Here is a 20,572-nt window from a genome sequence, read left to right as displayed (position 1 = left end):
GGCGCTCAGTTCAGGTGCGCGCGGTGCCTGCGGGCCTCGACGCGCACCTCGTCGAGCACCTCGGCGCCGGACCGCGATCCCCGGCCCGGGCCGTCCGCCCAGGACTCCATCAGCCGGGCGGCCTCGTCCCAGCGGGCCTGCGCGGCCAGCACCTCGCCGAGCTGGCGGATCAGGTCGGGGCCCTGGTGCCGCAGGCCAAGCCGCATCCGCAGCACCCACTCCAGGTTCACGTGGTCCTTCGTGCGGGCGTAGTTGGCGCGCAGGTTGTCCAGCATCCGGGCCAGGATCTGCCGGGTCGAGGTACGGGGGAGCAGGCCGGGCCCGAACGGCACCTGGGGCCCGGCCCCGGTGGTGGCCCGGTACAGCGCCTCGCAGCCCGCCAGGTCCAGCCGCCGCCCCTGGTCGAACATGTCCAGGTAGCGCTGGGTGCCGGGCAGCCGGACCAGGAAGTGCCCTGGCATCCCGACGCCCTCCAGCGCCACCCCGGCCCGGCGCCCGACCTCTATCGCCACCACCGACAGCGTGATCGGGATGCCGGTGCGGCGCTCCAGCACGTCGGGCAGGAACGAGTTGCGCGGGTCGCGGTAGTTCGCGGTGTCGCCGGTGAACCCGGCCTCGGTGAACAGCCGGTGCAGCAGCGACTCCGGCCCGCTGACGCCGTCGGCCAGCTCGTCGAGGCGGGTACGGGCGCGGACTGCGTCGGCGGCGGCCCGCGCCGGGTCGGCGGCGGCTCCGGCGGCGATGGCGAGGGCGCCCTCGTCGAGCGAGGGCTCCGGGCCGGTCACCATCCGGAGGAAGCGGGACACCGGGTCGGCGGCGCGATCGGGCTGCGTCACCTCGTCACTCTGTCACTTCCCCGGCACCTCCGGCCGCGTCACATCCGTCACGGCGGGTTCATCACGACCCGGACGACGGTGCCCTGGACCTGACCGGGATCGTCGTCGGCGGTCCACACCTGCAGCACGTCGGCCAGCTCGGAGGCCAGCCACAGGCCGCGGCCCCGCTCGCCGGACGGCGGCGGGGCGGCCAGGCCGGGGAAGGCCAGCCGGCCGGGCACCGTGTCGGTCATCTCGGCTACCAGGCCGGCGGGGGTCCGCCACATGCGCAGCACCGGGCACCCCGATCCGTGCTCGATCCCGTTGCTGACCAGCTCGTTCACCGCGAGCACCAGGTCCTCGACGCGGGCCGGGCCGAGCCCGGACAGCTGTCCCTCGCGGCGCACGGTGTGCCGCATCCCGGACAGCCGGTGCAGCTCGACCGGTTCGACGAGCAGCGGCTGTCCGAGATCGGCAGGCGGCCGCTGCGGGTTCTCCTGCAGCAGCTCGTGGTCGTCGCGGCGGTGCGTGCTGGGCACGGCCGCGCCGTCGACGAGGAACTCGTCGTGCAGCGCGCCGGCCTGCTCGCGGGCGCCGTCCTGGTCGGCGAAGCAGCACAGCATCTCCACCGGCAGCGCCCGCATCGCGTACCCGATCGCGAGATCCAGCCGGGTCCAGTACGACGGATCGGCCCCGGGCAGGGCGACCGGCTGGGCGACCGCGCAGACGCCGGACGCGCCCTCGGCGATCGCGTCCCGCACGGTGCGGCTCCACCGGCCCGCGACGGTGAACGGCGGCGCCGAGTGCAGCTCCTCCGGCCGGACGTAGCGCACCCCGGCCTCGTCACCGAGTGCCCGCTCCAGCTCGGCGCGGCACCGCGGCTCGACGACGACGATCGCCCGGCGGCCGCGTTCCAGCGCCCCGGTGACCGGCCCGGTCAGCACCTGGGCCTGGTGCTCCGGGGTGCGGTACGGCACGGCCCGGTGCACGAGCCCGGGCGGCGGATCCTGCGTCGTGGGGGGCGAGCTCATCGGCACTGGCGGTGGGTCGTGTTCATCGGCGTCGGCGCTCCACGTCGGAGTCGGCCCGGCGGGCTGCAGGCCGTCCTACGCGCTCCGACCATAGCCAAGGAGCGCCGATCGCGCGGGACGGGGCGTGTGGGTTTGGTGACTTCACCGACCCCGGGTACCCGTGGTGGGGTAGAGACACGGTGATCGGCACCGGTGGGTGTGCCGGAGCGAGGGGAGTGACGGATGCGCGTCTTCAACGGGGTCGACGAGCTGCGGGCGGCGAAGGGGACCGAGGTCGGTGTCTCGGAGTGGTTCGCCGTCGCCCAGGAGCGGATCGACGGGTTCGCCGACGCGACGGAGGACCACCAGTGGATCCACGTCGACGCCGCGAAGGCCGCCGACGGCCCGTTCGGCACCACCATCGCGCACGGCTTCCTGACGCTGTCGCTGCTGCCGAGGCTGGTACAGGACGCCTACCGGGTCGACGGCGTGCGGATGGGCGTCAACTACGGCCTCAACAAGGTCCGGTTCACCAGCCCCGTCCCGGTCGACAGCCGGGTCCGGGCGCGGGTCGAGCTGGTCGACGTCACCGACGTCACTGGCGGGGTGCAGCTCACCATCGGGGTGACGGTCGAGATCGAGGGCTCCGAGAAGCCCGCGCTGGTCGCCGAGTGGCTCACCCGCCAGTACGTCTGAGTGGAACGTCGAAGGAGCGAGTTCATGCGTGATGCGGTGATCTGCGAGCCGCTGCGGACCCCGGTGGGCGGATTCGGCGGGTCGCTGCGCGACGTGCCGGCGCACACCCTGGCCTCGACCGTGATCGGGGCGTTGATGGAGCGGACCGGGCTGGACCCGTCCGCCGTCGACGACGTGGTGCTGGGCCACTGCTACCCGACGATGGACGCGCCGGCGATCGGCCGGGTCGCGGCGCTGGACGCCGGCCTGCCGGTGACCGCGGGCGGGATCCAGATCGACCGCCGCTGCGGCTCCGGGCTGCAGGCGGTGCTCTACGCCGCGATGCAGGTGCAGACCGGCGCGGCCGAGGTGCTGCTGGCCGGCGGCGCCGAGTCGATGTCCGGGGCGTCGTTCTACTCCACCGGGATGCGGTGGGGGGTCAAGGGTGGCGCCGGGGTGCTGCTGAACGACTCGCTGGCCCGCGGCCGGGTGACCGCGGGCGGGCGGAACCATCCGGTGCCCGGCGGGATGCTGGAGACCGCGGAGAACCTGCGCCGCGAGTACGCGATCCCGCGCGAGGAGCAGGACGAGTTCGCGGTCCGGTCGCACCGGCGGGCGGCGGCGGCGCAGGCCGCGGGCCGGTTCGCCGACGAGATCGTGCCGGTGACGGTGCCGGGCCGCAAGGGCGACACCGTGGTCGACGCCGACGAGCACATCCGGCCGGACTCCTCGGTCGAGAAGCTGGCGACGCTGCGCCCGGTGCTGGGCCGCGACGACCCGGACGCGACGGTCACCGCGGGCAACGCCTCCGGGCAGAACGACGGCGCGTCGATCTGCGTGGTGACCAGCCCGGAGACCGCCGCCGAGCTGGGGCTGCGGCCGCTGGTCCGGCTGGTGTCCTGGGGACTGGGCGGGGTGCCGCCCGCGACGATGGGGATCGGGCCGGTCCCGGCGACGGCGACGGCGCTCGGCGCGGCCGGGCTCGGCCTGGCCGACATCGACCTGATCGAGCTGAACGAGGCGTTCGCGGCTCAGGTGCTGGCCTGCACCCGGGAGTGGAAGTTCACCGAGGCCGACTTCGAGCGGACCAATGTGAACGGCTCCGGGATCTCGCTGGGCCACCCGGTCGGCGCGACCGGCGGCCGGATCCTGGCCACGCTGGCCCGGGAGATGCACCGCCGGGACGCCCGGTACGGGCTGGAGACGATGTGCATCGGCGGCGGTCAGGGCCTGGCCGCCGTGTTCGAGAAGTTCTGAACCCCGGCCCCGGGGCGGCCGGCCGGGCCGCCCCGGGGGCGCGGATCAGTGACCCGCCTGCTTGGCCCGCTCGTAGGACGCCTTGATCTCGCGCTCGGCGTCGGCGCGGCCGACCCAGGTGGCGCCCTCGACGCTCTTGCCCGGCTCGAGCGTCTTGTAGATCTCGAAGAAGTGCTGGATCTCCGCGCGGTCGAACTCCGCCAGGTGGTGGATGTCGCGCAGGTGCTCCTGGCGCGGGTCGCTGGCCGGCACGCACAGGACCTTGTCGTCGCCGCCGGCCTCGTCCTTCATCCGGAACATGCCGATCGTCCTGGCGCGGATCACGCAGCCGGGGAAGGTGGGCTCCTGGACGAGCACCAGCGCGTCCAGCGGGTCGCCGTCCTCGCCGAGGGTGTCGTCGATGAACCCGTAGTCGGCCGGGTACTGGGTGGCGGTGAAGAGGGTCCGGTCCAGCCGGATCCGGCCGGTCTCGTGATCGACCTCGTACTTGTTGCGGCCACCCTTGGGGATTTCGATGGTGACGTCGAAGTCCACGATTCGTTGCTCCTTGAAGAGGGTCACGGTCGCGCCGGGGCCGGGCGGAGCCGGGTGGCCCGCCCACTCCGGCGGTGTCTGTGCTGCCCCCTAGTGTGAGGGACCGGGGGCCGACGGTGGCAGGCCGGTGACCCCGAACCGGTGCTGATGTGGCGGGTGTCGCACCATCGGCCGGGCAGGTCGGCCGGTCCCGGAGCCCGGGGCCGGACGTCACGAGCAGGAGGCGGAGTGGGACGCAGGCATCGCCGGCCGGACCGCAGCACCCGGCGGATCGCCGTCATCGCGGTCGCGGTGATGGCACTCGCCTCGCTGTTCGGCGCGGTCGCGCTGGCCGGTCCGGAGACCCGCGACCGGCTCGGGCTCGGTGAGACGGCGGCCCAGTACCCGCCGGTCCCGATGCCCGCGCTGCGCCCGCTGACCCCGACCGCCCCGGTCCCGACCGCGGCCGGCATCACCCAGGCGCTGGCCGACCAGATGGAGTCGCCGGCGCTGGGCGACGTGACCGGCGTCGTCATCGACTCCTCGGCGCCGCGCGGCGTGGAGCCGCTGTGGGAGCGCGACGGCGGGCGGGCGATGGTCCCCGGCTCCACCACCAAGCTGCTCACCGCGGCCGCCGCGCTGCTGTCGATGAACCCGACCGACCGGCTCGCCACCCGGGTGGTGCCCGGCCCGGACCCGGGTTCGGTGGTGCTCGTCGGCAGCGGCGATCCCACGCTGACCGCGCTGCCGGCCGGCGAGACCGGGCTCTATCCCGACCCGTCCCGGATCGACGATCTGGCCGCCGAGGTGCGGGAGGCGGTCGACCAGCCGGTGCGCACCGTCTACGTCGACACCTCGCAGTGGACCGGGCCCGCGCTCTCGCCCGGCTGGGGCCCCGGCGACGTCGCCGACGGCTACGTCGCGCCGATGTCGCCGCTGATGCTCGACGGCGGCCGCACCGACCCGCAGCAGCAGGACGGGCCCCGCTCGTCCGACCCGGCCCGGGCCGCCGGGCAGGCGCTGGCCGCCGCGCTCGGCGCCACCGAGGTCCGGGAGGGCACCGCCGCCCCGAACGCGCCGGTGCTGGGCAGCGTCGCCTCCCCGCCGATCGCCGCACTCGTCGAGTACATGCTCACCGCGTCGGACAACGTCACGGCCGAGGCGCTGGCCCGCCAGGTCGCGATCGTCCGGGACACCGAGGCGTCGTTCGACGGCGGCTCCCGCGCGGTCACCGAGGCCCTGGTGCAGGCCGGGTACGACGTCAGCGGCCTGGTCGCCGCCGACGGCAGCGGACTGTCCCGGGAGAACCGGGTCCCGGCCCGGCTGCTCGGCGCGGTGCTGGCCTCGGCCGCCGCCCAGTCGGACAGCCCCGCCGACGTCCAGTTCCTCCGGCCGATCCTCACCGGGCTGCCGGTCGCCGGCGGCGCCGGCACGCTGACCGAGCGGTTCACCGACGGGCCGTCGATCGCCGGCCGGGGCGTGGTCAGGGCCAAGACCGGCACCCTCAGCGGGGCGTCCAGCCTGGCCGGCGTGGTCACCGACGTCGACGGCAGGCTGCTGGTCTTCGCGCTGCTGTCCAACGGCACCTCGCCGGCCGACGCCCGCCCGGCGCTGGACCGGATCGCCGCCACCCTGAGCCGCTGCGGCTGCCGGGACTGACCGGCCCCCCTCGGCGGACCGGCCCGCGGCGCGGTCGCGGGTAGCGTGGCGGCCATGCAGCCCGACGCGACCGGCCCGGCCACCGTGACCGATCCCGCACCCGCGTCCGACCGGTGCGCCGCGCGGGGCCTGCCCGTCAACTGGTCGCTGGCGGCGAGCACCGCGACCCGGCTGATGCCGGCCGGCCCGCGCACCACCCCGGCGGCCGCGCGCGAGCTGGTCGAGCGGCTGCGCACCGACTCGGCGCGCGCCGAGGGGCACGTCCGCGAGGTCACCGGCCTCGGCGCGGGCCTTCCGCTGCTGCCCGCCGACGTCCTGGACCGCCCGGCCTGGGCGCGGGCCGCCACCGAGGGCATGGACGCGCTGACCTCCGGCGCGGAGCTGCCCGCCTCGCCCTGGCCGCTGCGCAGCGTCACCGCGGCCGGCTCCGGCGTCCAGCTCGGTGCGCTGCTCGCCTACCTCGGCGCCCGGGTGCTCGGCCAGTACGACCCGTTCGGCGGCCCGGACGGCGCCGGGCGGCTGATCGTCGTCGCCCCGAACGTGCACGCCGCGACCGGCACCCTCGGCGTCGACGGCGAGCAGTTCGGGCTCTGGGTCTGCCTGCACGAGGCCACCCACCGGCTGCAGTTCACCGCGGTGCCGTGGCTGCGCGACCACTTCGCCGGCCTGGTCACCGAGCTGCTGTCGCTGCAGGAGCCGGACACCGCGAAGCTCACCCGGCTGCCCGAGGCGATCCGCTCGATGCGCGGGGAGAACGGCGAGAAGGGTGACGTGCTTGCGCTCGTCGAGCTGCTGCAGGGCCCCGAGCAGCGGGCCGTGCTCGACCGGCTGCTCGCGCTGTCCACCCTGCTGGAGGGGCACGCCGATCACGTGATGGACGCGGTCGGCCCGGACGTCGTGCCGGACGTCGCGGTGATCCGCCGCCGGTTCACCGAGCGCCGCCGCGGCGGCGGGCTGGTCGACCGGCTGCTGCGGACGCTGCTGGGCGTGGAGGCGAAGATGCGGCAGTACGCGGTCGGCGCGGCGTTCTGCCGGGAGATCGAGGCCGCCGTCGGGATGGACGGCCTCAACCGGGTCTGGGTGTCGCCGCAGACCCTGCCGACCCGGGCCGAGCTCGCCGAGCCGCAGGCGTGGCTGCGCCGCGCCGGCTGAGGTGAACCCTCCGGCCGCGCGGCGGGTGCTGGCGGCGGTGCGCGAGGCGTTCGGCCTGCTCGGCGACCCCGACCGGCCCGGTTGCGCGGCGCCGCTGGTCGGCTGCTCGGGCGGCGCCGACTCCACGGCCCTGGTGCACGCCGTCCGCGAGGTCGTCGACGGTCCGGTGCACGCGCTCGTCGTCGACCACGGCCTGCAGGACGGTTCCGCGGAACGCTCCGCGGAGCTCGCCGCCGCGCTGCGCCGCTCCGGGGTGGACGCCGCGGTGCAGGCGGTCCGGGTGACCGGCCCGGGCGGCACCGAGGCCGCCGCCCGCCGGGCCCGCCGGGCGGCGCTGCTGGCCGCCCGCCCCGGCCCGTCGTCGCCGGTGCTGCTCGGGCACACCCTCGACGACCAGGCCGAGACGGTGCTGCTCGGGCTGGCCCGCGGGTCCGGGGCGCGCTCACTCGCCGGGATGCGGCTCTGGTCGGCGCCCTGGCTGCGCCCGCTGCTGGGCCTGCGCCGGGCGGACACCGTGGCCGCCTGCGCCGAGCTCGGGCTGCCGGTCTGGGACGACCCGCACAACGCCGATCCGCGGTTCACCCGGGTGCGGCTGCGCCGGGAGGTGCTGCCGCTGCTGGAGGAGGTCCTGGGCGGCGGCGTCGCCCCGGCGCTCGCCCGCACCGCCGCCCAGCTGGCCGACGACGACGCCGCCCTCACCGAGGCGGCGGCGCGGCTGCGGGAGCTCGCCTCCCGCACCGGTCCGCCGGACCCGCCGGCACCCGCGCCGACGGGTGATCTGAGCGACAGCGGCAGCCCCGCGCCCGGCCCGCCGGGGCCCGCCGGACCGCCCGCCGCCGGTCCCGGCGACCCGGTCGCGCCCGCTCTCGACACCGCGGTCCTGGTCACCGCTGCGGCCGCCGTGCGCCGCCGGGTACTGCGCGAATGGCTCACCGGGCACGGCGTACCGGCCCTCACCGACGAGCAGCTGCGGCGCGCCGACGATCTCGTCGGCCGGTGGCGCGGGCAGGGCGGACCCGCCCTCGGCGGCGGCTTGGAGCTGGTCCGCACGCGTGGCAGGCTCGTGCTGCGCCGCCGTCGCTGGGGGCGTGACCGGGCGTGACCGAGACCGCCCGGTGGCGGAGAGCCGGCCGGGACCGGTGGGTGCCGGGCACGAGGGAGACGTGAGCGCGTGTACGACGGTGACATCTCGTCGGTGCTGGTCACCGAGGAGCAGGTGCGGGACAAGACCGCCGAGCTGGCCCGACAGGTCGCCGAGGACTACGCCGACGTCGTGCAGGGCGGCCGGGAGCACGACCTGGTGCTGATCGGCGTGCTCAAGGGCGCGGTCATGTTCATGACCGACTTCGCCAGGGCGCTGCCGCTGCCGACCCAGCTCGAGTTCATGGCGGTGAGCTCCTACGGCTCGTCCACCTCGTCCTCCGGCGTGGTGCGCATCCTCAAGGACCTCGACCGCGACATCGCGGGCAGGCACGTGCTGATCGTCGAGGACATCATCGACTCCGGGCTGACCCTGAACTGGCTGCGCGGCAACCTGCAGACCCGCTCGCCCGCCTCGCTCGAGGTGGTCACCCTGCTCCGCAAGCCGGACGCGGTGAAGGTCGACGTGCCGGTCCGCTACGTCGGCTTCGACATCCCGAACGAGTTCGTCGTCGGGTACGGCCTGGACTACGCCGAGCGCTACCGGGACCTGCCCTACATCGGCACCCTGGACCCGAAGGTCTACGCCTGAGCGGTGCCCGGCCGGCGGCTCAGCGGCCGAGCCCGGGCCCGGCCGGCAGCGCCAGCGCCCGCGGGTCCACCCCGGGCGGGGTCGCGGTGAACGGCGCGCCCGCGGCCAGCGTCAGCCCCGGCGGGCCGTCGGTGCGCTCGGCGTAGGCCAGCGCGCGGGCCAGGTCGGTGTACTCGATGCTGGGCCGGTCCGCCGTCGTCGACAGGCTGGACAGGACGCCGACTGCGCGGCCCTCGCCGTCCAGCAGCGGGCTGCCGGACTCCCCGGCCACGCCCGGCGTCAGCGAGTACACCGAGTGTCCCCAGCCCCCGCCGACCTCGCCGGCGATCGCCCCGGCCCGCGCCCCGACGGTGCGCACCCCGGCCGCGTCCGGCGGGTTGGCCAGGCCGAACACCGGCGTGCCGACGGCCGGCGCTGCGCTGCGGACCCGGTCCGGGCCGCCGAAGAACGGCACCGCGGCGCCCACCGCGGAACGAGCGTCCCGGGGCAGCTCGACCAGCGCCAGGTCGTTGTAGGCGCAGGTGTCGCGGTCGCGCTCGCCGCGGGCCTGCATCGTGTTCCACGAGCTCCACGCCAGGGTCCCGGTCACCGTGCGGTCGGTGCCCCGGACGGTCACCGGGGTGCCGAGCGGCACCGCGTCGGAGGTGCAGCCGTCGGTCTCGGTCTCGTCGCCGGTCCCGCCGCAGTGCGCGGCCTGCGCGAGGAAGGTCCGGTCGCCGGAGGTGAACACGAACCCGGCGGTGCACAGCCCGGCGCCCGCGGTCTCGGTCACCACACCCGGCCCGACCGGCGCCGGGCCCGGCAGGACCGCCGGGCGGGCGGGCGCCGGCTCGGCGCGGGCGGTGGTCACGGTCCCGGCCGGCCGGGTCCCCGGCGGGGCCGGCTCCGCGGCCGGCGGGACCGACGGCGCGACGGCCAGGGTCAGCGCGGCCGAGACGGCCAGACCGACCGCCAGCGCCGGCACCGTCCGGCGGGCACCGCCGCCAGCGCGCCATGTCATCCGATCCGCCCCTCCCGACCCGCAGACCAGCCCGGTTCGGCCGGACGGAGCAGGACCCGAGCGCGGTGTGCCGCCGGTCCGGCACCGAGCGTGCCGCACAGTTGTCCCACACCCCGCGCGGCAGGTGTGCGGCGGGACACCCCTGTGGGGGAACCGGGCAGGTCGGCCGGGCGTTGATCGGGTGGACGGCCGGGAACGGTCGTCGACAGCCGGATCCGCCCGGCGCGCTCGCTCCGGCGTGCGGCTATCCTGGCGGGTCAGGGCCGTCCGGCGGGGCGGTCGCACTCTCCGCCGCCGCTGCCGTGAACCACTCTCGGGAAGGTGAAGGCCACCCAGGCCGACGTTGCATGGATCGCAAGCGCCTGCTCCGCAACCCGTTGATCTGGATCCTCGTCGCGCTCCTGATCTATCTCGGGTTCAGCTTCATGTTCGACGACACCCGGGGCTACACGGAGGTCCCGACCTCGGTGGCGCTCGCGCAGATCCAGGAGGGCAACGTCCGTGACGCCCTCGTCGAGGACCGCGAGCAGCAGCTCCGGCTGACCCTGAACACGCCGGTCGACGGCGAGACCCAGCTCATCACCCAGTACCCGGCCCAGCTGTCCGGGCAGATCTTCGACTCGCTGCGCGGGGTCCCGGGCATCGGCGAGTACGACACCGTGGTGCGCCAGGACTCGTTCCTGTCCTCGCTGCTGATCATGATGATCCCGCTGGCGCTGGTGCTGATCATCCTGTTCTGGTTCCTGAACAACGCCCAGGGCGGCGGGAACCGCGTGATGAGCTTCGGCAAGTCCAAGGCCAAGCAGCTGAACAAGGACATGCCGAAGAACACGTTCGCGGACGTGGCGGGCTCCGACGAGGCGGTCGAGGAGCTCCACGAGATCAAGGACTTCCTGCAGAACCCGGCCCGCTACCAGGCGCTGGGGGCGAAGATCCCGAAGGGCGTGCTGCTCTACGGCCCGCCCGGCACCGGCAAGACGCTGCTGGCCCGCGCGGTCGCCGGCGAGGCGGGCGTGCCGTTCTACACGATCTCCGGCTCCGACTTCGTCGAGATGTTCGTCGGTGTCGGTGCATCCCGGGTGCGGGACCTGTTCGAGCAGGCCAAGCAGAACGCGCCGTGCATCATCTTCGTCGACGAGATCGACGCGGTCGGCCGGCAGCGCGGCGCGGGCCTCGGCGGCGGGCACGACGAGCGCGAGCAGACGCTGAACCAGCTGCTGGTCGAGATGGACGGCTTCGACGCGCGCGGCGGCATCATCCTGATCGCCGCCACCAACCGGCCGGACATCCTGGACCCGGCTCTGCTGCGCCCGGGCCGGTTCGACCGGCAGATCCCGGTCGGCGCCCCCGACCTGGCCGGCCGCCGGGCGATCCTGAACGTGCACAGCAAGGGCAAGCCCTTCGCCGACGACGTCGACTTCGAGTCGCTCGCCAAGCGCACCGTCGGCATGTCCGGCGCCGATCTCGCCAACGTGATCAACGAGGCGGCCCTGCTGACCGCCCGCGAGCACGGCACGCTGATCAACGGCGCGGCGCTGGAGGAGTCGGTCGATCGCGTGGTCGGCGGCCCGAAGCGCAAGTCGAAGATCGTCTCCGAGCGGGAGAAGAAGATCACCGCCTACCACGAGGGCGGGCACGCGCTGGCCGCGTGGGCGATGCCGGACCTGGAGCCGGTCTACAAGCTCACGATCCTGCCGCGCGGCCGGACCGGCGGGCACGCGCTCGTCGTCCCGGAGGACGACAAGGGCCTGATGACCCGGGCCGAGATGATCGCCCGCCTGGTGTTCGCGATGGGCGGCCGGTCGGCCGAGGAGCTGGTGTTCCACGAGCCGACCACGGGCGCCTCGTCGGACATCGACCAGGCCACCAAGATCGCCCGCGCGATGGTCACCGAGTACGGCATGAGCGCCAAGCTGGGCGCCGTGCGCTACGGCCGCGAGCAGGGCGATCCGTTCCTCGGCCGGTCGATGGGCAACCAGGCGGACTACTCGCTGGAGATCGCCCACGAGATCGACGAGGAGGTGCGCAAGCTGATCGAGGCGGCGCACACCGAGGCGTGGGAGATCCTCAACACCTACCGCGACGTGCTCGACGACCTGGTGCTGGAGCTCCTGGAGAAGGAGACCCTGAACCGGCGCGACCTGGAGCGGATCTTCGGCTCGGTGGAGAAGCGGCCGCGGATCACGGCGTTCGACGACTTCGGTGAGCGCACGCCGTCGGAGAAGCCCCCGATCAAGACGCCGCGCGAGCTGGCGCACGAGCGCGGCGAGACGCTGCCCGACGAGCAGGAGCGGACCCCGGCGCAGGTGGGTGCGGGCGTCAACGGCTACGGCGACGCCCCGGGCATGCCCGGCGCCTCCCCGTTCCCGGCCGGCGGATCGACCCAGGCCCGGCCGGACGCGCCGAACGACGGCGGCTACGGCGCGGGGAACGGCAACGGCGCCCCGCACGGCAGCGCACCGCAGGGCAGCGCGCCCTCCGGTGGTGCCCCGAACGGTGGCGCCGCGAACGGTGGGTCCCCGAACGGCGGGTCCCCGAACGGCGGGTCCCCGAACGGTGGAGCCCCCTACGGCGGCGCGCCCCACGGCGGTGCCCCGAACGGCGGCGCGCCGTACGGCAACGGCGCCCAGGGCGGCAACGGCTGGGGCGGCGCCCCGGCCGGCCCGGCGCGGACCGGCTACCAGGGCGGCTACCCGCAGCCCCCGCCGGCCGTCGCCCCGAACTACGGCGCCCCGCCGGACTGGCGGCCGGCGACGACGCCGCGCGGCCAGACCTGGCCGCCGCCGAACTGGAGCGGCCAGCAGGCACAGCAGCCCGGCCGGCCCGCACCCGGCCAGGGTGAGGACCAGCAGCAGGGCGGCCCGTCCCGCAACGGCCCGTGGACCGGATCCGGCGCCGACGGCGGCAGCACGACCGAGCCCGGCGAGAACCGGCGAGGCAGCGACCCGGAGGCAGGACACTGAGCACGTCGACCACGGACGGCCAGCCGGGCACCGTGCACCCGGCCGCCGTCGCGGCCGGGATCACCGACGCCGTGCCGGCGGGCGTGGACCTCGCCCGCGCCGAGAACGCCGTCCGCGAGCTGCTGATCGCGATCGGCGAGGACCCGGACCGCCAGGGCCTGCGGGAGACCCCGGCCCGGGTCGCCCGCGCCTACGGCGAGATCTTCGCCGGGCTGTTCGTCGATCCGGACACGGTGCTGGAGAAGACCTTCGACGAGGGCCACGGCGAGCTCGTGCTGGTCAGGGACATCCCGATGTTCTCGACCTGCGAGCACCACCTGGTGCCCTTCCACGGGGTGGCGCACGTCGGCTACATCCCGGCGGTCGACGGCCAGGTCACCGGCCTGTCCAAGATCGCCCGGGTGGTCGATCTCTACGCCAAGCGCCCGCAGGTGCAGGAGCGGCTCACCGCCCAGGTCGCCGACGCGCTGGTGCGCAAGCTGAACCCGCGCGCGGTGATCGTCGTGATGGAGGCCGAGCACCTGTGCATGGCCATGCGCGGCATCCGCAAGCCGGGCTCGCGCACCACCACCTCGGCGGTCCGTGGCCTGTTCAAGAGCTCCGCCTCCTCGCGCGCGGAGGCTCTGTCATTGATCAGGGGGGCCTGACATGGTCGCCCCCGACGGCACCCTCCCCGACCTGGGCCGCTGCGCGGTGATGGGGATCCTCAACGTCACCCCGGACTCGTTCTCCGACGGCGGCCGCTACCTGGACCGCTCGCACGCCGTCGCGCACGGGATCGCGATGCGCGACGCCGGTGCCGATCTCGTCGACGTCGGCGGCGAGTCCACCAGGCCGGGCGCGCAGCGGGTGGACGCGGCGACCGAGCGGGACCGGGTGCTGCCGGTGGTCCGCGAGCTGGTCGACGCCGGCGTCCGGGTCAGCGTCGACACCACCCGCTCCGAGGTCGCCGCCTCCTGCGTCGAGGCGGGCGCCGCGATGGTGAACGACGTCTCGGGCGGCCTGGCCGATCCGCGGATGGCGGCCGTCGTCGCCGAGACCCGGGTGCCCTGGGTGCTCATGCACTGGCGCGGCCACAGCTCCACGATGCAGCAGCTGGCCGGCTACGAGGACGTCATCGGCGAGGTGCGCCAGGAGCTCGTCGCCCGGGTGGACCACGCGGTGATGGCCGGGGTCGATCCGGGCCGGATCGTGCTCGATCCCGGCCTCGGCTTCGCGAAGACGGCCGCGCACAACTGGGCACTGCTGCGCCGCCTCGACGTGCTCGTCGGGCTGGGCTTCCCGGTGCTGGTCGGTGCGTCACGTAAGCGCTTCCTCGGTGAGCTGCTGGCCGCCGAGGACGGCACCCCGCGCCCGCCCGCCGGGCGCGAGATCGCCACCGCCGCGATCAGCGCGATCGCCGCGAACGCCGGCGCCTGGGGCGTCCGGGTGCACGACGTCGAGTCCACGATGGACGCCGTCGCGGTGAGCGCAGCCTGCTGGCTGGGTGCGACCCGGGCCCGGTCCACGCCCGGATCGTCCCGGGGGCCGGGCGGTGAGTGACCGCATCGAGCTGCGCGGGCTGCGGGTCCGCGGCACGCACGGGGTCCTCGCCCACGAGCGCCGCGACGGCCAGGAGTTCGTCGTCGACCTGGTCGTGCACGCCGACCTGACCGCAGCGGCGGCGTCCGACGAGCTGGCCGACACCCTCGACTACGGCGCGCTCGCCCAGCTCGCCGCGACCGTCGTCGGCGGGCCGCCGCGGAACCTGATCGAGTCGGTCGCCGGCTCCGTCGCCGACGCGGTCCTCGGCTCCGACGGGCGCATCCGCGAGGTCGAGGTGACCCTGCACAAGCCGTCCGCGCCGATCCCGCTGACCTTCGACGACGTCGCGGTCGTGCTGCGCCGGAGCCGGGCGTGACCCGCGCCGTGCTCTCCCTCGGCTCCAACCTGGGCGACCGGATCGGCCACCTGCGGGCCGTCGTCGCGGACCTGGGGCCTGCCCTCGTCGCCGTCTCGCCGGTGTTCGAGACCGCACCGTGGGGGGTCACCGACCAGCCGGACTTCCTGAACGCGGTGGTCGTCGCCGACGATCCCGCGCGGGACGCGTGGGGCTGGCTGCGCCGCGGCCAGGCACTCGAGGACGCCGCCGGCCGGGTCCGCGAGCAGCGGTGGGGCCCGCGGACGCTCGACGTCGACGTCGTGCAGGTGGACGGGCCGGACGGGCCGGTGCTCTCCGACGATCCCGAGCTGCTGCTGCCCCATCCCGGGACGCCCGCACGGGCGACCGTGCTGCTGCCGTGGCTGCTCGCCGATCCCGGCGCCGTCCTGCACGGCCACGGACCGGTCGCCGACCTGCTGGACCGGCTCGGCCCGGACGGCTGCGCCGGCGTCCACCGGCGCGACGACCTGCTGCTGCACCCGGACGGCCCGCGATGATCGGCCCCGGACCCGGCCGGTACCGCCCGGGCTCCGGCGAGGACCCGCGGCCCACGGTGACGCCGACCCGGTACCGCGACCTGATCGCGATCGCGGTGGTCGCGACCCTGCTCGGCAACATTCTCGTCCAGCTGACGTACTCGACCACCCCGCCGCTGCCGGTCGCGGCCGGGGTCACGATCGGGGTGCTCGCCGTCGCCGAGTTCGGCGTCGGGATCGTGCTGCGCCGCCGGATCGAGCGCCGCGGCGGCGCCGCGCCGGTACCCCCGCTGGTGGCCGCGCGGGCGGTGCTCCTGGCGAAGGCGTCCTCGGTGGCCGGCGCGGTGATCGCCGGGCTGTGGGCGGGCCTGCTGGTGCACACGGTGCCGCGGGCCGACGTCGTGGTGGCCGCGTTCCGGGACAGCGTGACCGCCGGGATCGGGCTGGTCTGCGCGTTGCTGCTGGTCGGCGGCGCGCTCTGGCTGGAGTACTGCTGCCGGGCGCCCGAGGACCCCGACGACTCCGACGGCGCCGCGCGCTCCTGATCCCACGCCGGTGTGACCCGGACCGGCGGCGCGTGCGACGGGTGCACCGGCGACGAGTTCTCTAGGCTTCCGGACCATGGGATCTCCCGCCGTGTCCGGACGCACCTACGCCCCGGTGCCGGCCCCCTCGGCGAAGCGGCGCGGGGTCCTGCTCCCGGTCGTCGGGCTCGTCGTGCTCGCGCTGCTGACCGTCATCACCATCGGGATCCTGCAGCGGGCGGTCGGGACGGCCGGCGTCGTCGTCGGCACCCTCGCCGCGCTGCTCCCGGTCGTCCCGGTGGTCGCCGCGTTCCTGTGGGTCGACCGGTGGGAGCCGGAACCGCCGCGGATGCTGATGGGCGCGTTCCTCTGGGGTGCCGGCTTCGCGGCGCTCGTCTCGCTGCTGATCAACACCAGTGCCTCGGTGGTGCTCGACGCCGCGGCCGGGCGCGGCGCCGGCGACCTGTTCGGCCCGGTCGTCGTCGCGCCGATCGTGGAGGAGTTCGCCAAGGGGCTGTTCCTGGTCGGCCTGCTGCTGTTCCGGCGCCGCGAGTTCGACGGCATCATCGACGGCATCGTCTACGCCGGGATCGTCGGCGCCGGCTTCGCGTTCAGCGAGAACATCCTCTATCTCGGCCGGGCGGTCTCCGACCCGGAGACGGCGGGCGTGCTCGCGACGCTGTTCATGCGCGGCGTCGCCTCGCCGTTCGCGCACCCGCTGTTCACCTGCATGATCGGCATCGCGGCCGGGGTGGCGGTGGCCAGTCGCAGCGTCGGCCTCCGGGTGCTGGCACTCGCCGCCGGCTACGTCGCCGCGGTGGTGCTGCACGCGCTGTGGAACGGCGCATCCGTGCTGGCCGCGACGCCCGGCGGCTTCTTCCAGATCTACGCCTTCGTGATGGTCCCGATCTTCGCCGGCCTGGTCATGCTGGTGGTCTACGCCCGCCGCCGCGAGGCGCGGATCGTCGCCGCCCAGCTCCCCGGGTTCGCCGCGGCCGGCTGGATCGCGCCCAGCGAGGTGCCGCTGCTGGCCCGGCTGTCCCGGCGGAAGGGCTGGCGGGCGCTGGTCCGGAAGCGCTCCGGCCGGGCCACGGCCAAGGCGGTCGCCGACTACCAGGCCGCGGTCACCGAGCTGGCGTTCATGCGGAACCGGATCGCCCGCGGCGCGGTGCGGGAGTCGGCGCGCGCCCTGCACGACGAGAAGCTGGCCGCGGTGCTGCGGACCCGGGCGATCGCGGTGGGGGTGCCGGAGGCGCTGGTCGCGGCCTGGGCCCGGCAGCGGCCCTCGGGCTGGGAGCCGCCGCCCCCCGCCGCCCCGGACGGCAGCTTCTCCGGGGCGCACCGGATCCCGACCTTCGACGACGTGCCGCCGGGGGGCGACGGCCCGCCCCGGGGCTGGGCGCCGCCCGGCCCGAGGGGCGCAGCGCCGTGGGTGGGGCCGCCGGGCCCCGGCCAGGTCCCCTACCCCGGCGCCGGGCCCACGCCCACCCCGGGCCCCGATCCGCGCCGCGCCACCGAACCCGGTCCGGCACGCCCCGGGCCGGACCCGGGCGAGGGCGCCACCCGGCCGGTGGAGCGCCCCGCCGGACCCGAGCCCCGGGGCCGCCACCACGACGATCCCGGCGACCCCGGTCCGACCCGCCCGATGCGCAGGCCGTGATCAGGTGAATCCCGTCATAGCGGGTGCTCGGGGGTTCCCGGGCGCGTCTACCCTCGCGGCTGGCGCGGCCACCGGAGGTCGCGTGCACCGCGGATTGCCCGACCGGTACCGACACGGACCGGAGCGGGAGGAAACGGACTGAGAAGTGAACGATGCCGGCCGCCCTGCGCGGCTCGCCGTGGGCGTGGTCTCCGCCGGACGTGTCGGTTCGGTGCTGGGGGCAGCCCTCGCCAACGCGCGCCATCACGTCGTCGCCGCCTCGGGGGTGTCCCGCGCCTCGCTGCGCCGGGCCGCCGAGCTGCTCCCGGACGTCCCCCTGCTGCCGCCGGACGAGGTCTGCACCCGTTCCGACCTGGTGCTCCTCGCCGTCCCCGACGACGTGCTGCCCGGCCTGGTCCGCGGCCTCGCCGCCGCGGACTGCTTCCGCCCCGGCCAGATCGTGGTGCACACCGCAGGCTCGCACGGCGTCGCCGTGCTGGAGCCCGCCGCGGCGCACGGGGTGCTGCCGCTGGCCCTGCACCCGGCGATGACCTTCACCGGCCGCTCCGAGGACGTCGAGCGGCTCGCCTCATGCTGCGTCGGAGTGACCGCGCCGGGCACCGCCGACACCGGGGAGGCGGACCCGCGTGACGCCGTCGGCTGGAGCGTCGCCGAGGCGCTGGTCCTGGAGATGTCCGCCGAGCCGGTGCGCATCCCCGAGGCGGTGCGACCGCTCTACCACGCGGCGCTGGCGCACGGCGCCAACCACCTGATGACGCTGGTCGGGGACTGCGTGCAGCTGCTGGAGTCGGCGGGCGTGCGGCCCGCCGACCGGCTGGTCGCGCCGCTGCTGTCGGCGGCCCTGGACAACGCGCTGCGACACGGTGACCGGGCGCTCACCGGGCCGGTCGCCCGGGGTGACTCGGGCACCGTCCGGACCCATCTGGAACGCATCACGGCCGCGGATCCTGACCTGGCCGCGGGCTACCGCGCGCTGGCCGGGCGGACCGCCCGGCGGGCCGCGGCCGCCGGGCTGCTGGACCGGGCCGCCCTGGACGACGTCGAGAAGGCCCTGGAGGAGGACCGGTGACCGCCACCCGCAACGGCTACGCGACCGGCCGGCTGACCGTGCACGCCGATCCGGCGAAGCTGGCCCCGGTGACCAGGGCGCTGCGCGGCGCCGGCCGCAAGGTCGTGCTGGTCCCGACGATGGGCGCCCTGCACGAGGGCCATCGCGAGCTGATCCGGCACGCCCGGCGGATGCCGGGCGCCGTCGTCCCGGTCGTGTCGATCTTCGTGAACCCGCTGCAGTTCGGTGCCGGGGAGGACCTGGACCGCTACCCGCGCCCGCTGGAGGCCGATCTCGACGCCTGCCGGGAGGAGGGCGTCGAACTGGTCTTCACCCCCGGCGTCGAGCACATGTACCCGCCCGGATCGGAGATCCGGGTCTCGGCCGGGCCGCTCGGCGCGGAGCTGGAGGGCGCGGTCCGGCCGGGCCACTTCGACGGCGTGCTCACCGTCGTCGCGAAGCTGTTCCACATCGTCGCCCCGGACGCGGCGGTGTTCGGCGAGAAGGACTACCAGCAGCTCACCCTGATCCGCCGGATGGTGCGCGACCTGGATTTCGGCCTGGACATCGTCGGCGTGCCGACCGTCCGGGAGGACGACGGCCTGGCCCTGTCCTCGCGCAACGTCTACCTCGATCCCGAGCAGCGGGTCCGCGCCGGGGTGCTGTCCCGGGCGCTCGCCGCGGGCGCCGGGGTGTCCGCCCGCGGCCACGACGCGGTCCTGGCGGCCGCCCGGGCCGCGCTCGACGGCGTGCCCGGGATCGAGCTCGACTACCTGACGCTGCGCGGGACGGACCTCGGCCCGCCGCCCGGCACCGGTGCCGCCCGGCTGCTGGTCGCCGCCCGGTTCGGCCGCACCCGCCTGATCGACAACGTCCCCGTCGCGCTCTGATCCGAGGAGATCCCGTGTACCGCACGATGATGAAGTCCAAGATCCACCGCGCGACCGTGACCCAGGCCGACCTGCACTACGTCGGCTCGGTCACCGTCGACGCCGACCTGATGGCCGCGGCGGACCTGCTGGAGGGCGAGCAGGTCTCGATCGTCGACATCACCAACGGCGCCCGCCTGGAGACCTACGTGATCACCGGCGAGCCCGGCTCCGGGGTGATCGGGATCAACGGCGCCGCCGCGCATCTGGTGCACCCAGGCGACCTGGTCATCCTGATCTCCTACGGCGCCTACGACGAGGCGGAGCTGCCCGGCTACCGGTCCCGGGTGGTGTTCGTCGACGCCGACAACCGGATCGCCGAGCTGGGCACCGATCCCGGTCACGCCCCGGCCGGCTCGGGGCTCCTGTCCTCCGCGGCGCGGTAGCCGGTGCTGCTCTGCATCGACGTCGGGAACACCCACGTCTCGCTCGGGCTCTACCCGGAGCCCGGGCCGGGGACCGACCCGTCCTCGCTCACCCCGGAGCCGGAGCACCGCTGGCGGATGCGCACCGACACCCGGGCCACCGCCGACGAGCTCGACCTGACGATCACCGGGATGCTCGGGCCGCGGTTCGCCGCGGTGACGGCGGTCGCCGCGCTGTCCACCGTCCCCGGCCCGTCCCGCGAGCTGCGCACCCTGCTGGCGCGCTGGTCGGACCGGATGCGGACGCTGGTCGTCGGCCCGGGGGTGCGCACCGGTGTCCCGCTACTGGTCGACCATCCGCGCGAGGTCGGCGCCGATCGGGTGGTGAACACCCTCGCCGCGCACCACCTGTTCGGCACCACCTGCATCTGCGTCGATCTCGGGACCTGCACGAACATCGACGTCGTCTCGGCGCGCGGCGAGTTTCTCGGCGGCGCGCTGGCGCCCGGGATCGACATCGCGATGCAGGCGCTCGCCGAGCGCGCCTCCTCGCTGCGCCCGGTCGACCTGCTCGAGCCCCGCTCGGTGATCGGCCGGACCACGGTCGAGGCCGTCCAGGCCGGCGTGCTCTACGGCGCCGCCGGGCAGGTCGACGGCCTGGTCCGCCGGATCCTGGCCGAGCTCGGCCCGGACGCGCAGCCGGTGACCGTGGCCGTCACCGGCGGGCTGGCCGAGCTGGTGTACCGCCGGGCGGACACGGTCACCGTGCACGTCCCGGACCTCACCCTGCACGGCCTGCGACTGACCCACCTGCGCCACCACCGCCCGGCCCGCTGAGTGCTCAGCGGCGCCGGGCCCGCTGCACGATCGTGC

General features: G+C 75.5%; 21 protein-coding genes. 17 read left to right on the top strand and 4 right to left on the bottom strand.

What is annotated here, in order from left to right:
* Positions 1-5: 5 nt before the first annotated feature.
* Together ABZ881_RS19420 and ABZ881_RS19415 are read right to left on the bottom strand one after the other, a co-directional pair.
* Positions 6-836, bottom strand: coding sequence for a transglutaminase-like domain-containing protein (locus tag ABZ881_RS19420; protein WP_358486380.1), 831 nt, complete (start codon positions 834-836; stop codon positions 6-8).
* A gap of 47 nt (positions 837-883) precedes the next feature.
* Complete coding sequence (locus ABZ881_RS19415; protein ID WP_358486378.1) at positions 884-1,846, bottom strand: ATP-binding protein; 963 nt, start codon at positions 1,844-1,846, stop codon at positions 884-886.
* Positions 1,847-2,068: 222 nt separating this feature from the next.
* Here ABZ881_RS19415 and ABZ881_RS19410 point away from each other — a divergent pair, with 222 nt between their 5' ends.
* Positions 2,069-2,521, top strand: coding sequence for a MaoC family dehydratase (locus tag ABZ881_RS19410; protein ID WP_358486376.1), 453 nt, complete (start codon positions 2,069-2,071; stop codon positions 2,519-2,521).
* Between the two features lie 24 nt (positions 2,522-2,545).
* Positions 2,546-3,757 (top strand): acetyl-CoA C-acetyltransferase, encoded by a 1,212-nt coding sequence (locus ABZ881_RS19405; RefSeq protein WP_358486375.1) that lies wholly within the window; start codon positions 2,546-2,548, stop codon positions 3,755-3,757.
* A 45-nt stretch (positions 3,758-3,802) separates the two neighbouring features.
* Here the strand turns inward: ABZ881_RS19405 and ABZ881_RS19400 are convergent, their stop codons facing one another.
* Entirely contained in the window at positions 3,803-4,291 is a 489-nt protein-coding gene (locus ABZ881_RS19400; protein WP_085913285.1) for an inorganic diphosphatase, read from the bottom strand.
* A 228-nt stretch (positions 4,292-4,519) separates the two neighbouring features.
* On the opposite strand from ABZ881_RS19400, the gene dacB reads away from it, so the two are divergent.
* From dacB to hpt, 4 genes are all read left to right on the top strand, one after another.
* Positions 4,520-5,929 (top strand): D-alanyl-D-alanine carboxypeptidase/D-alanyl-D-alanine-endopeptidase, encoded by a 1,410-nt coding sequence (gene dacB / locus ABZ881_RS19395; RefSeq protein ID WP_358486372.1) that lies wholly within the window; start codon positions 4,520-4,522, stop codon positions 5,927-5,929.
* A gap of 54 nt (positions 5,930-5,983) precedes the next feature.
* On the top strand, positions 5,984-7,081 hold the full coding sequence (locus tag ABZ881_RS19390) for a zinc-dependent metalloprotease (RefSeq protein WP_358486370.1): 1,098 nt from the start codon (positions 5,984-5,986) through the stop codon (positions 7,079-7,081).
* A gap of 55 nt (positions 7,082-7,136) precedes the next feature.
* Entirely contained in the window at positions 7,137-8,183 is a 1,047-nt protein-coding gene (gene tilS / locus ABZ881_RS19385) for a tRNA lysidine(34) synthetase TilS (protein WP_358486447.1), read from the top strand.
* Between the two features lie 69 nt (positions 8,184-8,252).
* Positions 8,253-8,813 carry a hypoxanthine phosphoribosyltransferase gene (hpt, locus tag ABZ881_RS19380; protein WP_344021420.1) on the top strand — a complete coding sequence of 187 codons (561 nt, stop codon included), beginning with the start codon at positions 8,253-8,255 and terminating at the stop codon, positions 8,811-8,813.
* A 19-nt stretch (positions 8,814-8,832) separates the two neighbouring features.
* On the opposite strand, the gene ABZ881_RS19375 is transcribed toward hpt, so the two are convergent.
* Entirely contained in the window at positions 8,833-9,813 is a 981-nt protein-coding gene (locus tag ABZ881_RS19375; RefSeq protein ID WP_358486368.1) for a serine protease, read from the bottom strand.
* Positions 9,814-10,160: 347 nt separating this feature from the next.
* Here ABZ881_RS19375 and ftsH point away from each other — a divergent pair, with 347 nt between their 5' ends.
* From ftsH to ABZ881_RS19320, 11 genes are all read left to right on the top strand, one after another.
* Positions 10,161-12,776: an ATP-dependent zinc metalloprotease FtsH gene (ftsH, locus tag ABZ881_RS19370; RefSeq protein WP_358486366.1), complete on the top strand. Its 2,616-nt coding sequence runs from the start codon at positions 10,161-10,163 to the stop codon at positions 12,774-12,776.
* Between the two features lie 59 nt (positions 12,777-12,835).
* The gene (folE, locus tag ABZ881_RS19365) at positions 12,836-13,423 is read left to right on the top strand and encodes a GTP cyclohydrolase I FolE (protein WP_344021763.1); all 588 of its coding nucleotides are present in this window, start codon (positions 12,836-12,838) and stop codon (positions 13,421-13,423) included.
* A 1-nt stretch (position 13,424) separates the two neighbouring features.
* Entirely contained in the window at positions 13,425-14,318 is an 894-nt protein-coding gene (gene folP, locus ABZ881_RS19360) for a dihydropteroate synthase (protein ID WP_358486365.1), read from the top strand.
* On the top strand, positions 14,311-14,676 hold the full coding sequence (gene folB / locus ABZ881_RS19355; RefSeq protein WP_358486363.1) for a dihydroneopterin aldolase: 366 nt from the start codon (positions 14,311-14,313) through the stop codon (positions 14,674-14,676). The genes folP and folB overlap by 8 nt, the downstream gene beginning before the upstream one ends.
* Positions 14,673-15,194, top strand: coding sequence for a 2-amino-4-hydroxy-6-hydroxymethyldihydropteridine diphosphokinase (folK, locus tag ABZ881_RS19350; protein ID WP_358486362.1), 522 nt, complete (start codon positions 14,673-14,675; stop codon positions 15,192-15,194). Before folB ends, folK begins: the two co-directional genes overlap by 4 nt.
* Positions 15,195-15,250: 56 nt before the next feature.
* Positions 15,251-15,718 (top strand): DUF3180 domain-containing protein, encoded by a 468-nt coding sequence (locus ABZ881_RS19345; RefSeq protein ID WP_358486360.1) that lies wholly within the window; start codon positions 15,251-15,253, stop codon positions 15,716-15,718.
* A gap of 76 nt (positions 15,719-15,794) precedes the next feature.
* Positions 15,795-17,357 carry a PrsW family glutamic-type intramembrane protease gene (locus ABZ881_RS19340; RefSeq protein ID WP_358486358.1) on the top strand — a complete coding sequence of 521 codons (1,563 nt, stop codon included), beginning with the start codon at positions 15,795-15,797 and terminating at the stop codon, positions 17,355-17,357.
* Between the two features lie 145 nt (positions 17,358-17,502).
* Positions 17,503-18,426, top strand: a complete 924-nt coding sequence (locus ABZ881_RS19335) for a DUF2520 domain-containing protein (RefSeq protein WP_358486357.1) — start codon at positions 17,503-17,505, stop codon at positions 18,424-18,426.
* Entirely contained in the window at positions 18,423-19,295 is an 873-nt protein-coding gene (gene panC, locus ABZ881_RS19330) for a pantoate--beta-alanine ligase (protein WP_358486354.1), read from the top strand. The genes ABZ881_RS19335 and panC overlap by 4 nt, the downstream gene beginning before the upstream one ends.
* Before the next feature lie 14 nt (positions 19,296-19,309).
* Positions 19,310-19,720 (top strand): aspartate 1-decarboxylase, encoded by a 411-nt coding sequence (gene panD, locus ABZ881_RS19325; RefSeq protein WP_358486353.1) that lies wholly within the window; start codon positions 19,310-19,312, stop codon positions 19,718-19,720.
* 3 nt (positions 19,721-19,723) lie between these two features.
* A complete protein-coding gene (locus ABZ881_RS19320) occupies positions 19,724-20,536 on the top strand; it encodes a type III pantothenate kinase (protein WP_358486351.1) in 813 nt (270 codons plus the stop codon).
* Positions 20,537-20,572: the final 36 nt, after the last annotated feature.

This window comes from Pseudonocardia sp. NPDC046786, assembly GCF_040645415.1.
Lineage (GTDB): Bacteria > Actinomycetota > Actinomycetes > Mycobacteriales > Pseudonocardiaceae > Pseudonocardia > Pseudonocardia kongjuensis.
This window is presented reverse-complemented; position numbering and strand designations above follow the sequence as displayed.

What these genes read in the sequence shown, in the direction of transcription:
- ABZ881_RS19410 (WP_358486376.1), top strand. Translation starts at nt 2,069, where the DNA reads ATGCGCGTCTTCAACGGGGTCGACGAGCTGCGGGCGGCGAAGGGGACC.
- ABZ881_RS19405 (WP_358486375.1), top strand. Translation starts at nt 2,546, where the DNA reads ATGCGTGATGCGGTGATCTGCGAGCCGCTGCGGACCCCGGTGGGCGGA.
- ABZ881_RS19390 (WP_358486370.1), top strand. Translation starts at nt 5,984, where the DNA reads ATGCAGCCCGACGCGACCGGCCCGGCCACCGTGACCGATCCCGCACCC.
- ABZ881_RS19340 (WP_358486358.1), top strand. Translation starts at nt 15,795, where the DNA reads ATGGGATCTCCCGCCGTGTCCGGACGCACCTACGCCCCGGTGCCGGCC.
- folP (WP_358486365.1), top strand. Translation starts at nt 13,425, where the DNA reads ATGGTCGCCCCCGACGGCACCCTCCCCGACCTGGGCCGCTGCGCGGTG.
- ABZ881_RS19415 (WP_358486378.1), bottom strand. Translation starts at nt 1,846, where the DNA reads ATGAGCTCGCCCCCCACGACGCAGGATCCGCCGCCCGGGCTCGTGCAC.
- ftsH (WP_358486366.1), top strand. Translation starts at nt 10,161, where the DNA reads ATGGATCGCAAGCGCCTGCTCCGCAACCCGTTGATCTGGATCCTCGTC.
- ABZ881_RS19375 (WP_358486368.1), bottom strand. Translation starts at nt 9,813, where the DNA reads ATGACATGGCGCGCTGGCGGCGGTGCCCGCCGGACGGTGCCGGCGCTG.